Source organism: Acinetobacter oleivorans DR1, from assembly GCF_000196795.1.
Lineage (GTDB): Bacteria > Pseudomonadota > Gammaproteobacteria > Pseudomonadales > Moraxellaceae > Acinetobacter > Acinetobacter oleivorans.
In genome coordinates, this window is sequence record NC_014259.1 from 1,854,139 (window position 1) to 1,868,499 (window position 14,361).

Sequence of the window (14,361 nt, forward strand, 5' to 3'; positions counted from 1 at the left end):
GGATATAACCTTTACTTATAAATCTTGTCCTAAGCTATTATGAAAATTGAAGATATTGAAGCTTTTGTTTGTTTTGTCAATGTTCAATCTACCAGTCTGGCTGCCCAGCAATTAGGTATTTCACAACCTGCTATTACTAGAAGGATCCAAAATCTAGAATCAGATTTGGGATTACAACTTTTTGACCGTAATACACGCCCTCTAAAATTGACTCAGCTAGGATTTCAAATTTTTGAGCAGTGTGCACAGGTTACTGCTGAAATAGATGCATTAGGGCAACTAGTGAACAGCTATAAATTATCGACCCAAAACTTACGGATTGGTATTGCGACAAGTCTATCAGACACGATCTTGTCAGGTATTTTAGAAGACTTAAAGCAAAGTTATCCCACATTAAACTTAGAAATTAGCACAGGTTGGGGTATCGATTTATTAGATAAATTTAAAGAAAAAAAGCTAGATTGTATTTTTTCAACAACAGCCCAAACTTATGGGCAGAATGACCAGATAAACATGGAAATTTTAGGTCAGTTACAAATTGTGCCCACGGTTTCTAAAAAATTAAAAAAGATGTCTGTTCAGCATCTTGCCGATTGTCAGTCTTTAGGATGGATTATTAATACTGAAGGGTGTGGTTTTCGCCAATATCTTGTATCGGAATACCATAAATTGAATCAGTTACCTAATATAAAAATTGAGGTTACAGGAACCAATTTGCAGATGAATTTATTGGCTCAAGGTCTTGGAGTAGGGTTATTACCTAAAGAAGTTTTTGAAAAGAGTATTTATGCTGCTCAACTTACCTCAATTGAACTTACTGACTTCAATTTATCAGTGCAACTTTTTTATATGATTCAACCCGATTTGAATGAAGTCTATCAATCAATTTGCCAAGAGATGAGCCGCAAAGTACAGAGCATACTAGGATGGGGATGAAATAAAATATCAAGAAATTTTATTGAGCATAATCAATATAAAAAGTATTAATTGAAGATAACGCTTTCGTTGACGTCCGCAATGTTTTGAGCACTACTCATTCTGCTAGTATTCCATATTTTAATATTATTATATATTTAATATTTGTTTTTAACATATTAAGACCTGCCGTATTCTTATAAAAAATACATCGGGTTTAAATATGGCAATTCAAATTTTAGGAATGATCTGGCACCGTGAGGCATCTGAAATTATTCCAGCGACGAAAACTTTTGATAAAAATTATATTGTCAAAATTGCTCAGGCACATGAACAGGCTGGTTTTGACCGTATTCTATGTGGCTATTGGTCGGATCAGGCTGATGGTTTTTTAGTGACAGCCTATGCTGCAGCACATACGTCTAAAATAAAATTTTTACTAGCACATCGTCCGGGCTTTGTTTCTCCAACATTGGCAGCCCGTAAATTGGCAACCTTGGATCAGTTGACGGATGGACGTTTAGCACTACATGTTATTTCTGGCGGGAGTGATATCGATCAGAAAAAAGATGGAGATTTTTTAAATAAACAAGAACGCTACGCACGTAGTGCCGAGTTCATCGAAGTTGTACAAAAAACATGGTATAGCCAAGAACCTTTTAGCTATGAAGGTGATTATTACCATGTAGTAGATGCTTATTCTGAAATTAAACCACTCCAAACACACTTACCGATTTATTTTGGCGGTTCTTCAATAGAAGCTTTACAAGTTGCCGCAAAACAGGTTGATATTTTTGCGCTTTGGGGAGAGCCTCTAGCGGGGGCCCAAGAGCAGGTTGAAACACTAAATCAGTTGGCAGCACAACATGAGCGCCAACTTGATTACAACATTTCATTTCGTCCAATTATTGCTGATAGTGAGTCTAGAGCTTGGGAAAAAGCGCAAGAAATTTATCAATTATCTAAAAAACAATTAGAAAATTTTGGCTTACAAGCTGCCAGAAAAAAACCACAAAGTACGGGTGGGCAACGTTTACTTGCAGCAGCGGGTCAAGGCGAACGTTTAGATACCAATTTATGGACTGGTATCACTTCTTTAGTTCAGGGCAGTTATAACTCCACGGCATTAGTGGGGACCCCTGAACAAGTTGCAGAGTCTATTTTGCAGTATTACAAACTTGGTATTCATAGCGTATTGATACGTGGGTTTGATCCTGTTCAGGACGCAATTGATTATGGTCGAGAGCTATTGCCCCAAATCCGTGAAAAAACAGAAAAATATGATCAACAGCAACAGCTGATCTCGGCCTAATCTGAAAGGAAATAATAATGAATCACTATGGCAAAATTTTATTGGGTGTTTTTACAACAGCAATTTTAGTCGGTTGTACAAAAAAAGAGACTTCACCTGAACATGCTCAGGCATCTGAAGTCAAAGCAAATAAGGGGCAGGTTGTGCTCAATATTGGTGATCAAAAAGGCAATATGCGTGCACAGCTTGAAGCATCTGGTGCTTTAAAAAATGTCTCATATAAAATCAATTGGTATGAATTTCCAGCTGCTGCACCAGTTGCAGAAGCATTAAAAGTAGATGCGATTGATATTGGTTATTTGGGTGATGCACCGTTTATTTTTGCCAATTCTAATGGGGGAACAGCCAAGGCTATTGCCGTGTATAAAGCAGATCCATATCCAGTCGCTATTTTAGTGCCGCAGAATAGTCCAATTAAGTCTGCCAAAGATTTAAAGGGTAAAAGTTTAGCATTTAATAAAGGCTCAATTAGTCATCTTCTAACTTTAAAGGCCCTAGAACAACAAGGTCTGAAGCCTGAAGATGTAACGTTTAAATTTTTACCGCCTGCCGATGGAAAATTAGCTGTTGCCAATGGTTCAGTAGATGCTTGGGTGGTATGGGATCCATATACGGCATATGCTGAGCTCAAGGATCATTTTCGTGTTGTGGTTAATGGTCGTGGTTTGTATTCAGGTTATACCTTTTTAGCAGCCACGGATAAATCTTTAAAGGATCAGAGCAAACGTGTGGCAATTCAAGATTTCATCTATCGTTTAAAAGAGTCACAAGCTTGGGCGGGACAACATGGGGATGAGTTTGGTAAAGCTTATGCCAAAATCACTGGACTACCAGAAGATGTGGGAATAAAAGCTTTTAAACGCCGTAATGCCTCGTGGGAGCCGATCGATAATGAAGTGATCAAAGTTTCTCAAGGAACTGCCGATTTTTATACCAAATATAAGCTGATTGATAAAAAGTTTGATGTGACATCTTCATTTGATACTGGTTTTAAAGTGGAGCAAAAATAAAGATGAGTCAGTTGCAACAAGTACTCCAGCCATTGATTGAAAGAATAGAATATGGAATTTCACAGCAATTAGAAGATGTTGATCTCATACAATCTTTTATTCCAGAGTTTCGTAGATTGCTGCATTTAAGTGATTGGTTGCCAGGCTCTTATCGGCAACCGAACCCTGAACGCTATCAACAGTTTTTATTATATCGCGATCCGCAAGATCATTTTTCAATTGTCAGTTTTGTATGGGATAAGGGACAAACTACACCAATCCATAATCATGAAGTTTGGGGAGTCGTTGGTGTTCTGCAAGGTGAAGAAATCTCACAGCGCTATCAAAGAAATGCATTAGGGCATTTTGAGATCACAGGTGAACCAGATTATTTAAAAGTTGGCGAAATTGATTTTTTTACTCCAGCTTCGGGTGATGTGCATCAAGTGAGTAATGCGCTGTCCGATCAGGTTTCAATTAGCATCCACATTTATGGTGCAGATATTGGCAAAGTAGAACGCTATACCTTTGCTTTAGATGGCACAGCAAAGCGTTTTATTTCAGGTTATTCAAATCAGGAACATTAATATGACAACCAATATTCAAACTTATCAAGATATCCGCAAAAAGCTATTGGCTGGTCAAGAAATCGCACTAATTGATGTACGTGAAGAAGATCCATATGCTCAAGGTCATCCTTTGTTTGCTGCCAATATTTCTCTTTCCAAATTTGAAGTAGAAATTCTCAATCGAATACCTCGTCTGTCTACAGATATTGTTATTTATGATAATGGTGAGGGTTTGGCAGAACGTGCCTATCAACAGTTACAAGCATTAGGCTATCAGCAGATTTCATTATTGGATGGTGGTTTACAAGGCTGGAAAGATGCAGGCGGTGAAATTTTTATTGATGTCAATTCAGCAAGTAAAGCCTTTGGTGAATTTGTTGAACATCATAAAGGAACGCCGTCACTGTCAGCTCAAGAAGTCCAAAAATTAATTGATGATCAGGACAACATTGTTATTCTGGACGCTCGTCGTTTTGATGAATATCAAACCATGAGTATTCCGGGCGGTATCAGCGTACCTGGTGCTGAATTGGTACTCCATGCTAAAAATATTGTTAAAGATGAAAATACTAAAATTATTGTGAATTGTGCAGGGCGTACACGTAGTTTAATTGGTACACAGTCATTGATTAATGCCAAGATTGGACATGAAGTCTATGCTTTACGTAACGGTACGATTGGTTGGACATTGGCACAGCAGCAATTAGCTTTAGGACAACACCAACAATATACTAATTTTGCTAATAAAAATAATTCATCAGGCATATTAGAGAATGCCAAACAATTAACCCAGCAGGCTGGTGTAAAAACGATTAGTTTGGAACAACTACAATTGTTCCAACAACAGAGTGAACGCACCACCTATGTTTTTGATGTACGGTCAGAAGAAGAGTATATACAATCGCATTTACCCAATAGCCGTTGGATTGGTGGTGGGCAACTAGTTCAGGAAACTGACCATTATGCGAGTGTACGCGGTGCCAGAATTGTACTCATTGATGATCAACTCGTCCGTGCTTATATGACTGCCTCTTGGTTGGCGCAAATGAATTGGGATGTCTACGTACTCGATGCGGATTTTCAGACAATATTTACCGAGCAAGGAGCATGGAAACCAGTTGTTCCGTTATTGCATATAAAACATCGGATTACACCTGAACAATTGCAAGCATGGTTAGATGTCGGTGAAGAAGTCACTATTCTGGATTTTACAACTAGTGCAAACTATCAAAAAGGGCATATTCCTACTGCTCAATGGGTATTAAAAGCAGATATTGAACGTCTGTTTAATGAGAAAAAAATTCCAACAAACAATAAAATTGTTGTGACTTGTGGTACTAGTCTGTTAGCACAATATGCAGTATCTGCTCTTCAAGCTAAAATTTCAGAAAATGTTTATGTCTTGGAAGGCGGTAATCAGGCATGGGCAAAAACTTTTGTTTTGGAAACTGATAAACATGTGTATTTATCACCCCGCATAGATCGGTATAAACGCCCTTATGAAGGAACGGATAATTCTATCCAAGCTATGCAAGACTATTTAGAGTGGGAATATGGATTAGTTGCCCAACTGAATACAGATGGAACACATGGTTTCTTTGTGGTTTAGTTAAATATTTAGCTAAAATATTGATGAAAATCATAATAGCTCTTTTAAAGCAAAGAAGAGCTATTATGAAAATCAAAAGTATTAATCAAAATTTGTTCTTGAGATTTCTCTAAAAATGTTTTTTTGAAACCAAGTAATAACTGTTGCCTGAAAAACAGTTATTCAACAATAAACTATCACTTTTATGCACAGATAGAGAAAGATCTTTTTGTAAAACATTGAAAATAATTATAAAAATATTTGGCATGTAAATTGAAATATAACAGCAATATTTTTTTATCTCATCGTTTAGCAATCGACGTTATGAGGGGGGTATTGCAAAAATGTCAGATTATTCGCAAAGTCTTATTTCACTGTTGGCATACCACGCAACAGCACGTCCAGATGCAATTGCATTAAGACATAAAAAACTAGGTCTGTGGCAGCAGTGGTCATGGAAAAATTTACTAGAACTTAGCGAAAGATACGCGTCTGCGCTTTATGAGTATGGTTTTCAAAACAAGCAAACTTTTCTTATTGTCAGTGCTCCGAATATTGATGTAGTTGCTATTAGTCTGGCTATTCAGGCTTTAGGTGGCGAAGTTCAATTAATTGACCAAAGTGTTGATACATTAAAAACAGAAGACTTTTTACGACACCTTGCGATTTTAAAACCAGATTATATTCTCGTAGAAGAACTAGAGCAGCTTGTTTCAATTGAGACATTACGTTATCACCCAATTTATATTTTTTATATTGAACAAAGCAAATTAAGTACATTTGAATATGACTATGTTGTAGCTGTCGATAAGTTATTAAAAAATTCCAACGAAAAATATCGTATTGATTTTAAAAAGACTCAGCTCGAACCTGCACAAATTGCTTTTAGCTTTGAACGGATTGAGTCTAATCAACGACTGAGAGTGCAATATTCTCATCAAGATTTGATTGCAGAAGCCAAACATTTAGTTCAAAACCACCACTTAGATCATCATGAGGAAGCATTTGTTACGCGTGCTTTTTCAAGTGTTGGGCACATTCGTTATCTATGGTCATCGTGGCTACTTGCAGGTTTTAACTTAAATATTCCTGAGACCTTAAATACTCGCGACCAGGATAGACAGATTATTTCGCCAACATTGATTTTAGGGACCAATGAAACCTATGCCCGTGTTGAGCAGTTAATTTACAACCGCTTACCAAGTGATAAATGGCTTGCCAAACATTACTGGCACGCACTTCAAAAACAGAAAAATGAAGAAAAATTATCTTTGATTGATAAGTTGAGCTTTGCCTTATTTAAGCAAGTCATTTTAGAAGAGTTGGGTTTTTCACATCTTAAAGTGGCTTTAACAGTGGGGCAGCCTGTAACGCTTGCAACACGAAATTTTTATCGAAGTTTAGGTGTGAAGTTACACGAATGGGGAGAATATGCCGAATGGCAAAGTACCCAATTGGACAATTCGCAGCTTCATTCTTTGCCAATAACAACAATAAATTAAGAAGGGGAATATATGTCAGTATCATCTGTGGTATTGCTAGAACTTAAGGCAATTGATTTATCTTTTGGCTCTTCACAAGTGCTCAAGCAGCTTAGCTTAGAGGTGAGAGAGGGAGAGATTTATTCTTTAATTGGTCCCAATGGGGCCGGCAAAAGTTCGGTAATTAATATTATTAATGGCATTTATCAGCCGCAATCTGGTCAGATCATTTTTGCTGGTCAGGTTTTGCATAATTATAAGGCAAAGCATGCACCCTATTTAGGAATTGCGCGCACCTTTCAAAATTTAGCACTCTTCAAGCAAATGTCGGTATTGGACAATGTCTTAACTGGACGGGTATTAAAAAGTCGTCACTCATTACTAGGTGCATTATTGTCTTTACCAAGCACTCAAAAAAATGATGATTTACAGCGTTTTAAAGCTGAAGAAATTTTAAAACTGTTGAATCTACAAGAATACCGAGACCAATTGGTTAGCTCATTGTCTTATGGTTTGCAAAAACGTGTTGAGTTAGCAAGAGCATTGGCAGCAGAACCTCAGTTTCTGCTTTTAGACGAGCCAATGGCTGGAATGAACCATGCTGAAAAACGAAGTATTGCCAAGTTTATTCAAAAGATAAATCAACAGTTGGATATAACCATTTTCATGATTGAGCATGATTTGGCTGTCGTGATGGATATTTCTGACCATATTGTGGTGCTGGACTATGGCAAAAAGATTGCAGAAGGCACGCCACAACAAATTCAAGAACATCCTGAAGTGCTGAGCGCATATCTAGGGATTCAAGCGCTTGAAGCGCATTGAGCATATACAAATAAATTAAAAATAAGAGGTTAGTTTTTATATGTCATTTTTTCTAGAAGTCTTGCTAGGGGGTACGTTGGCAGGTGTCATGTATTCCTTGGTTGCCATTGGGTTTGTTTTAATTTATCGGGCATCGGGTGTTTTTAATTTTGCACAAGGTTCTTTGGTTTTATTTTCAGCTTTAACTTTTGTCAATTTAACTGAACGTGGCATTCCATTTGTGGTGGCTTTTATTGTCACGCTATTTGTCATTTTTGTGCTGGTACTACTGATCGATGCATTAATTTTAAAACATTTAATTAATCGCTCTGTCATTACATTGTTTATGGCAACTTTGGGTTTGAGTTATGTCATTGAGGGATTAGCTCAAACTGTATGGGGAACACAGGTTCATGGATTAGATCTGGGAATTTCTGATTCACCCATTAATTTCTTTGGCATCATGCTGAGCAAGTTTGATCTGTTCGCAACAGGTATTGCTGGAACATTGGTCATTATTTTATCTCTTTTATTTAGTAAAACCCGCTTTGGTATTTCACTACGTGCAGTTGCTGATGATCCTTTAGCCGCGCAATCTGTGGGAATCCGTTTAAATCATATCTGGATATTGGTTTGGACAGTAGCAGGGTTTGTTGCATTAGTCGCTGGTTTGTTGTGGGGCGCACGTTTAGGTGTTCAATTCTCGCTTTCATTGGTTGTACTAAAGGCATTACCTGTACTGATTATTGGTGGTTTTACTTCGATTGCAGGTGCGATTTTAGCGGGCTTGATTGTGGGAGCAACCGAGAAACTAGCGGAGATTTATTTAGGCGGCATTATTGGCTCCGGAATTGAAAACTGGTTTCCCTATGTGCTGGCGATTCTCTTTTTATTGGTATACCCAACCGGTCTGTTTGGTCAGAAACAAGTGACGAGGGTATAAGCAATGTTTTTATTTAGCCAAGCAAGACAGTACGTACAGCAATATCAAGATGAGAAACGCATTTTCCGCCTTAAAGAGCATCGTATTTTATTTATTTTTGCACTATTGATTGCCTTTCTTTTCGTTCCATTTTTGGGGCCAGATTACTTATTTAATGCCATTTTAGTCCCTTTTCTAGTTTTGGCACTTGCCGGATTGGGACTTAATATTCTGACAGGCTATACCGGACAACTTTCATTAGGTGCCGCAGCTTTTATGGCAGTGGGCGCATTTGCAACTTATAACTTAGAGCTGCGAATTCCTCAGTTGCCATTACTGGTCAGCATTTTTTTGGGCGGTGTAATTGCTGCTTTAACTGGGGTTGTGGTTGGTCTGCCAAGTCTTCGAATTAAAGGCTTTTATTTAATTGTTTCCACCTTAGCTGCACAGTTTTTTATACCGTGGTTATTCACACAGTATGGCTGGTTTACTAACAATAATGCTTCGGGGGTGATTACTGCTCCTCGTATGGAAATATTGGGTTATTCCATAAATAGCCCAGTCGGGCACTATTTATTAACCTTAAGTATTGTTGTGGTTCTCACTGCTTTGGCTCGCAACCTGATCAATAGTCAATATGGTCGTAATTTTCGTGCTGTACGAGATATGGAAACTGCGGCAATCACCATCGGCATTCCGGTGAGTCAGACTAAATTACTGGCGTTTGCGATCAGTTCATTTTATCTCGGTATTGCGGGGGCACTTTGGGCTTTTGCTTATCTTGGAACCATTGAAGCAGATGGGCTAGATCTTAATCGATCATTTCAAATTCTATTCATCATCATTATTGGTGGTTTAGGCAGCCTAACCGGCAGCTTTTTGGGCGCCGCATTTATTGTGCTGTTGCCTATTTTATTGAGTGTTTTGGGGCAAGCTGTTTTCGGACAGGCTATCGATCAAGCACTACTACAGAATCTACAAAAAATTATTTTCGGGGCTTTGATCATTTACTTCTTGATCAAGGAACCAGAAGGATTAAGCCGTTTACTACGTAATTTGTATCACAGATTAAGAAAATGGCCATTACGTTACTAATTGTTTTAACAACACTTTTGTCTGTTTATTTAGAGATTAATTTATGAAGTTATTTAAATCTTTGTGGTTTTGGCTGGTGGTTATTGCCATCGCTTTAGTCGCTATTGTGTTTGTCACGAAAAAAGACAAACAAAATCCACCTGAGCAAAAACAACAAGCCGCAACTGAGCAGCAAACACAATTGTCGGATAAAAATGCCCAGTATTTCCCGTTACAGAGTTATCGGGTTGGCCCTTATGCTGCTGGGGGAACGGGCTTTTTCGGGGGCTTTATTGACTACATGAAAGCCGTCAATGCCAAAGGCGGTGTGAATGGCGTGAAGCTGGTGTGGTCTGAGTGTGAAACCGAGTATGTAGTAGAAAAGGGGGTAGAATGCTATGAGCGTTTGAAGAATGGTTTAAATGGAGCGCCTGCTGCAGCAACCAACCCTTTATCTGTCGGTATCGCTTATGCAACTTTGGAGCGTTCAACGAAAGATAAATTACCGTTGATTACTATTAATCATGGGCGTACAGATTCTACGGATGGCCGTGTTTTCCCATACGTATTTCCATTGCAGCTCAATCCGTATAGTGAAGTATCTGCAATTATTAATTATTTAGGTCAGCAAAGCGGTGGCGTGGAAAAGCTAAAAGGTAAAAAAATCGTGGTTCTATATCACGGTTCTCCTTACGGGAAAGAAACGATTCCAGTTATTGAGATTTTATCGAAAAAGTATGGCTTTGAAGTAACCAACATTGAAGTACCACATCCCGGTAATGAACAACAATCTCAATGGTTGAATATTAGACGGATTCAACCGGATTGGGTCATTCTTCGTGGTTGGGGTGTGATGAATCCTGTTGCATTAAAAACTGCACAGAAAGTAGGTTACCCAACCAATAAAATTATTGGAAATATCTGGTCAAACTCAGAAGAAGATGCTGCACCAGCAGGTGCTGCGGCAAATGGTTTCATTTCAATTACGACTCATCCATCAGGAACGAACTTCCCTGTATTACAAGAAATTAAACAACTTGTTGTTGATAAAGGCCAGTCAGATCTTGCTGACAAAAATCGTTTCGGTACGGTTTACTATAACCTAGGTGTGGTAAACGGTATTTTGAATGTAGAAGCAGTACGTGTGGCACAAAATAAATTTGGTAAACGTCCGCTTACTGGTGAAGAGGTCCGTTGGGGCTTTGAACATATCAACTTAACTGAAGCACGTCTAAAAGAACTTGGTGCATATGGTTTGGTACAGCCTTTAAAATTATCGTGCCAAGATCATGAAGGCGGTGGTGCGGTACGTTTCCAACAATGGGACGGTAAAGAGTGGAAAGTAATTAGTGATTGGGTACAAGCAGATCGCAGCTTATTACGTCCGATTATTGAACAATCTTCAGAAAAATATGCTAAAGAGCAAGGCATAAAAGTTCGAGATTGCGCAACTGAAGAATAAGATCAGGAGATGACCGCATGTCTAAATCATTAAACAGTATCAAACCTGAAAGCAGTGAACCATTGTTAAATGTCGATGATATTGAAGTCGTATATGACCAGAGTATTTTGGCAGTTAAACGGGTGAGTTTAACTGTTCCTTCTGGTTCTATTGTTGCATTGCTTGGCGCCAACGGAGCTGGTAAGAGTACAACTCTGAAAGCAATATCACAGTTGATTTTTGCTGAAAATGGGCAAATTCACCGTGGCAAAATTGAATATCAGGGTGAATCCATACTTGGGAAAAATCCAAGTGATATTGTCAAAAAAGGTTTGGTGCAAGTCCTTGAAGGACGTCATTGTTTTACACATTTGACTGTTGATGAAAATTTAAGGACAGGTGGTTTTATTTCGCATCATTCGGGTGCCAAACTTTCGACTGCATTAGAGAAAGTTTATCAATATTTTCCAAGGCTTGCTGAAAAGAAGCAAACATTGGCTGGTTATCTTTCTGGTGGTGAGCAGCAAATGCTTGCCATTGGCCGGGCATTGATGACAGAGCCAAAGTTAGTTTTATTAGATGAACCTTCAATGGGGTTAGCTCCTAAGATTAGTTATGAAATTTTTGAATTAATTAAGTCGCTTTCTGAAGAGCAAGGTGTGAGTTTTTTGGTTGCTGAACAAAATATTCGTTTGGCACTTGGCTACACCAATTATGCGTATGTCATCGAAAGTGGAGAGGTCAAAGTTTCTGGACAGACTCAAGTTCTTTATGAAACCGGACAAATTCAAAAAGCATATTTAGGAGAGATTGCTTAGCTTTTAATAACCAGTCATCAATCAAATGATTGATGACTGGCTTGATATTGATAGATAAAATAATTTATTCGCCGCGTTTATTTACAACCAGCTCACCTAAATCAATCAGTCTAGAACGAATGACATTACGACTTAAACCTAGCATTTGTGCAGTTTTAACTTGATTTTGATGGCAATAATGATAGGCGATTCGTAATAATTGCTCTTCAAATTGTGCGTAAACTTGTCCATCATTTTGCTGAAATAGCTGATGAAAAACTTCTTTTAATTTAGGGTTTATGACGGGTTCACTAGCTTTTTTTTCTTGAAGCTTATTTTGGTTCAGTTGAGTGGGTGGTTGAATTAATGTGAGATCATGACTTTCAATAATGCCATTTTGGCAAATTAATAGCGCATGATGGATCATGTTTTCTAATTCACGAATATTACCAGGCCACCAGTAATTGCTGATTTTTTCTTTTGCAGCATTGGAAAAATCGGCTTTGTCATAACCAAGTTGAGCATGATATTTATCAATAAAGTGATAGGCGAGAGGTAGAATATCTCCTTTTCGCTCACGTAAAGGTTTAATGTTTAAGGTAACCACATTAAGACGGTAATATAAATCTTCGCGAAACTGATCGCTAAGAATGGCTTGTTCTAAGTTTACATTTGTTGCTGCGAGTACTCGTACATTTACAGGAATACTTTTACGAGAGCCCAAACGGACTACTTCACGTTCTTGTAATAGCCTTAAAAGTTTAACCTGAATCCGTTTAGATAAATCCCCAATTTCATCAAGTAATAATGTCCCACCGTTTGCAGCCTCGAACCACCCAGCATTGCTCGATAATGCCCCTGTAAAGGCACCTTTTTCATGACCGAAGAGTTCGCTTTCAACAAGGGTCTCCGAAAAAGCCCCACAGTTTACCGCAATAAACGGTTTATTACGCCGTTTACTGTGGTTATGAATTTGTCTGGCAATGAGCTCTTTACCTGTACCTGTTTCACCATGAATTAATACACTCGCTTCGCTGGGTGCAATCTGCTTGATATATTCAAGCAATTTTTTGGATTCTGGGTCGTTAAATACCTGTGCCGTGGCTTTATGAGAGTCACTGCGCTGGGTAATTTCAGGTAGGGTAACAATATTATGCCGCATCTAATATAGGTCTCTCATTTATATCAAATCGTTTCTGTCGGTGAGAGTTCGATACATATCGGTTATTCCTGAGTATTCAATTGTCGATGATGTTATGAATAGAATGACGCTTGGGGATAAAGATCATTTAGAGCCCAAATTCCTAAATCTTGCAGCTTATATTCCACTGGGTCATGTAAGGTTTGTGTTCGTACATTGCGCCAGAATCGGTCAAATCGTAATGATGCCTGAGTTGCTCTGGCTCCTGTCACCTCAAAAATACGATTGGTAATATCTAGACTTGTTCGTGTTGCTGCTACTTTTGCTGTTGCTACGGCAATAGCAACCTCACCACGTTGTTGTTCTGTCAGGTTTTCGGCAATGTCCCATGCTTTTTGTAATTTGGTAATCGCATTTTTGTTTAACAGGCGTAAGGCTTCTAGTTCTAACCAGAACTCACCATAGTGTCGCAAAATGTAAGGGTCTTGGTCTGCATGTTCCACACCAGATAAAAACCATGCACGTGATTCAGTTTTTGTATAACGTTTGGCTTCAAGCATTGCACCTTCGGAAACGCCCAAGAACATATTCACAAAAACCAATTGTGCAATTAAAGGTCTTAATGTTGAAAATGGTGTACTTAGTGGCCCTGGGTCAAGCAACATATCTTTAATTTCAACACGAACCCGTTCGAAAATGGAACTACCACTGTCTGTTTGACGTTGTCCAATATTATCCCAGTCATGGTACAACGTAATTCCTGAGCGTGAGGTTGGTACCGCTGCAATTAAAAGATTTCCAGTTGCTTCATCTACTCCTGATGCAATAAGCATTTCTGAGTCAAGCGCACCCGAGCAAAAACTTTTTTTTCCAGAAAATTCGTACCAGTCATCTTGTTTTTTTACGACGGTACGTTTGTCGAGTGGGTTTAATGCATTTCCCCAAAACCACGATTTTTCAGCAGTGAGTTGGTACCAACGCTGCCATTGCTGTGAATTGCCAAATAAGCGAACCGTTGCTAAAAGCAAATGATGAAAACCAAAAACATGGGCGAGTGAGCTATCAGCCTGAGCAAAGATTTTGACAACATTAAAGATATCTTGCCACTGACCGGACAAGCCACCAAATTGCTCTGGAATGGATAAAGAAAGAAGACCACTTTGACGAATTAAATCACGTTCATATTTAGGCGTACCGCCAACTTTATCTCTTTCTATAGCAGTTTGTGCAAACTGTTGAGCCAGAGACTGTGCAACAGGAATGACATCAGAAAGACTACGAATACTGTGGTTCTGATTAGAAACGTTCATACTTGCCTTATCCTTTAT

Annotated in this window: 13 protein-coding genes; 11 read left to right on the top strand and 2 right to left on the bottom strand. The window is 38.5% G+C overall.

What is annotated here, in order from left to right; all coding sequences use genetic code 11:
• Window positions 1-39 precede the first annotated feature (39 nt).
• The 11 genes from AOLE_RS08750 (at window position 40) to AOLE_RS08800 (ending at window position 11,913) form a co-directional block, all read left to right on the top strand.
• The gene (locus AOLE_RS08750) at window positions 40-936 is read left to right on the top strand and encodes a LysR family transcriptional regulator (RefSeq protein ID WP_013197708.1); all 897 of its coding nucleotides are present in this window, start codon (window positions 40-42) and stop codon (window positions 934-936) included.
• 202 nt (window positions 937-1,138) lie between these two features.
• Window positions 1,139-2,227, top strand: a complete 1,089-nt coding sequence (locus AOLE_RS08755; RefSeq protein ID WP_013197709.1) for an LLM class flavin-dependent oxidoreductase — start codon at window positions 1,139-1,141, stop codon at window positions 2,225-2,227.
• A gap of 17 nt (window positions 2,228-2,244) precedes the next feature.
• Window positions 2,245-3,237, top strand: a complete 993-nt coding sequence (locus AOLE_RS08760) for an ABC transporter substrate-binding protein (RefSeq protein WP_013197710.1) — start codon at window positions 2,245-2,247, stop codon at window positions 3,235-3,237.
• 2 nt (window positions 3,238-3,239) lie between these two features.
• Window positions 3,240-3,803 (top strand): cysteine dioxygenase family protein, encoded by a 564-nt coding sequence (locus AOLE_RS08765; protein ID WP_013197711.1) that lies wholly within the window; start codon window positions 3,240-3,242, stop codon window positions 3,801-3,803.
• A gap of 1 nt (window position 3,804) precedes the next feature.
• A complete protein-coding gene (locus AOLE_RS08770) occupies window positions 3,805-5,394 on the top strand; it encodes a rhodanese-like domain-containing protein (protein WP_013197712.1) in 1,590 nt (529 codons plus the stop codon).
• Between the two features lie 323 nt (window positions 5,395-5,717).
• Window positions 5,718-6,875, top strand: a complete 1,158-nt coding sequence (locus tag AOLE_RS08775; protein ID WP_013197713.1) for an AMP-binding protein — start codon at window positions 5,718-5,720, stop codon at window positions 6,873-6,875.
• A 12-nt stretch (window positions 6,876-6,887) separates the two neighbouring features.
• Window positions 6,888-7,679 carry an ABC transporter ATP-binding protein gene (locus AOLE_RS08780; RefSeq protein ID WP_005305866.1) on the top strand — a complete coding sequence of 264 codons (792 nt, stop codon included), beginning with the start codon at window positions 6,888-6,890 and terminating at the stop codon, window positions 7,677-7,679.
• A gap of 40 nt (window positions 7,680-7,719) precedes the next feature.
• On the top strand, window positions 7,720-8,601 hold the full coding sequence (locus AOLE_RS08785; protein ID WP_005305864.1) for a branched-chain amino acid ABC transporter permease: 882 nt from the start codon (window positions 7,720-7,722) through the stop codon (window positions 8,599-8,601).
• Between the two features lie 3 nt (window positions 8,602-8,604).
• Window positions 8,605-9,675 (top strand): branched-chain amino acid ABC transporter permease, encoded by a 1,071-nt coding sequence (locus tag AOLE_RS08790; protein WP_013197714.1) that lies wholly within the window; start codon window positions 8,605-8,607, stop codon window positions 9,673-9,675.
• A gap of 43 nt (window positions 9,676-9,718) precedes the next feature.
• On the top strand, window positions 9,719-11,116 hold the full coding sequence (locus AOLE_RS08795) for an ABC transporter substrate-binding protein (RefSeq protein WP_013197715.1): 1,398 nt from the start codon (window positions 9,719-9,721) through the stop codon (window positions 11,114-11,116).
• A 17-nt stretch (window positions 11,117-11,133) separates the two neighbouring features.
• Window positions 11,134-11,913: an ABC transporter ATP-binding protein gene (locus AOLE_RS08800; RefSeq protein ID WP_013197716.1), complete on the top strand. Its 780-nt coding sequence runs from the start codon at window positions 11,134-11,136 to the stop codon at window positions 11,911-11,913.
• A 64-nt stretch (window positions 11,914-11,977) separates the two neighbouring features.
• On the opposite strand, the gene AOLE_RS08805 is transcribed toward AOLE_RS08800, so the two are convergent.
• Together AOLE_RS08805 and AOLE_RS08810 are read right to left on the bottom strand one after the other, a co-directional pair.
• Entirely contained in the window at window positions 11,978-13,054 is a 1,077-nt protein-coding gene (locus AOLE_RS08805; protein WP_013197717.1) for a sigma-54 interaction domain-containing protein, read from the bottom strand.
• Between the two features lie 92 nt (window positions 13,055-13,146).
• The gene (locus AOLE_RS08810; protein ID WP_013197718.1) at window positions 13,147-14,343 is read right to left on the bottom strand and encodes an acyl-CoA dehydrogenase family protein; all 1,197 of its coding nucleotides are present in this window, start codon (window positions 14,341-14,343) and stop codon (window positions 13,147-13,149) included.
• Between the last annotated feature and the right edge of the window lie 18 nt (window positions 14,344-14,361).

Coding starts and splice junctions, on each gene's coding strand:
- AOLE_RS08750 (WP_013197708.1), top strand. CDS start 40: ATGAAAATTGAAGATATTGAAGCTTTTGTTTGTTTTGTCAATGTTCAA.
- AOLE_RS08755 (WP_013197709.1), top strand. CDS start 1,139: ATGGCAATTCAAATTTTAGGAATGATCTGGCACCGTGAGGCATCTGAA.
- AOLE_RS08760 (WP_013197710.1), top strand. CDS start 2,245: ATGAATCACTATGGCAAAATTTTATTGGGTGTTTTTACAACAGCAATT.
- AOLE_RS08765 (WP_013197711.1), top strand. CDS start 3,240: ATGAGTCAGTTGCAACAAGTACTCCAGCCATTGATTGAAAGAATAGAA.
- AOLE_RS08770 (WP_013197712.1), top strand. CDS start 3,805: ATGACAACCAATATTCAAACTTATCAAGATATCCGCAAAAAGCTATTG.
- AOLE_RS08775 (WP_013197713.1), top strand. CDS start 5,718: ATGTCAGATTATTCGCAAAGTCTTATTTCACTGTTGGCATACCACGCA.
- AOLE_RS08780 (WP_005305866.1), top strand. CDS start 6,888: ATGTCAGTATCATCTGTGGTATTGCTAGAACTTAAGGCAATTGATTTA.
- AOLE_RS08785 (WP_005305864.1), top strand. CDS start 7,720: ATGTCATTTTTTCTAGAAGTCTTGCTAGGGGGTACGTTGGCAGGTGTC.
- AOLE_RS08790 (WP_013197714.1), top strand. CDS start 8,605: ATGTTTTTATTTAGCCAAGCAAGACAGTACGTACAGCAATATCAAGAT.
- AOLE_RS08795 (WP_013197715.1), top strand. CDS start 9,719: ATGAAGTTATTTAAATCTTTGTGGTTTTGGCTGGTGGTTATTGCCATC.
- AOLE_RS08800 (WP_013197716.1), top strand. CDS start 11,134: ATGTCTAAATCATTAAACAGTATCAAACCTGAAAGCAGTGAACCATTG.
- AOLE_RS08805 (WP_013197717.1), bottom strand. CDS start 13,054: ATGCGGCATAATATTGTTACCCTACCTGAAATTACCCAGCGCAGTGAC.
- AOLE_RS08810 (WP_013197718.1), bottom strand. CDS start 14,343: ATGAACGTTTCTAATCAGAACCACAGTATTCGTAGTCTTTCTGATGTC.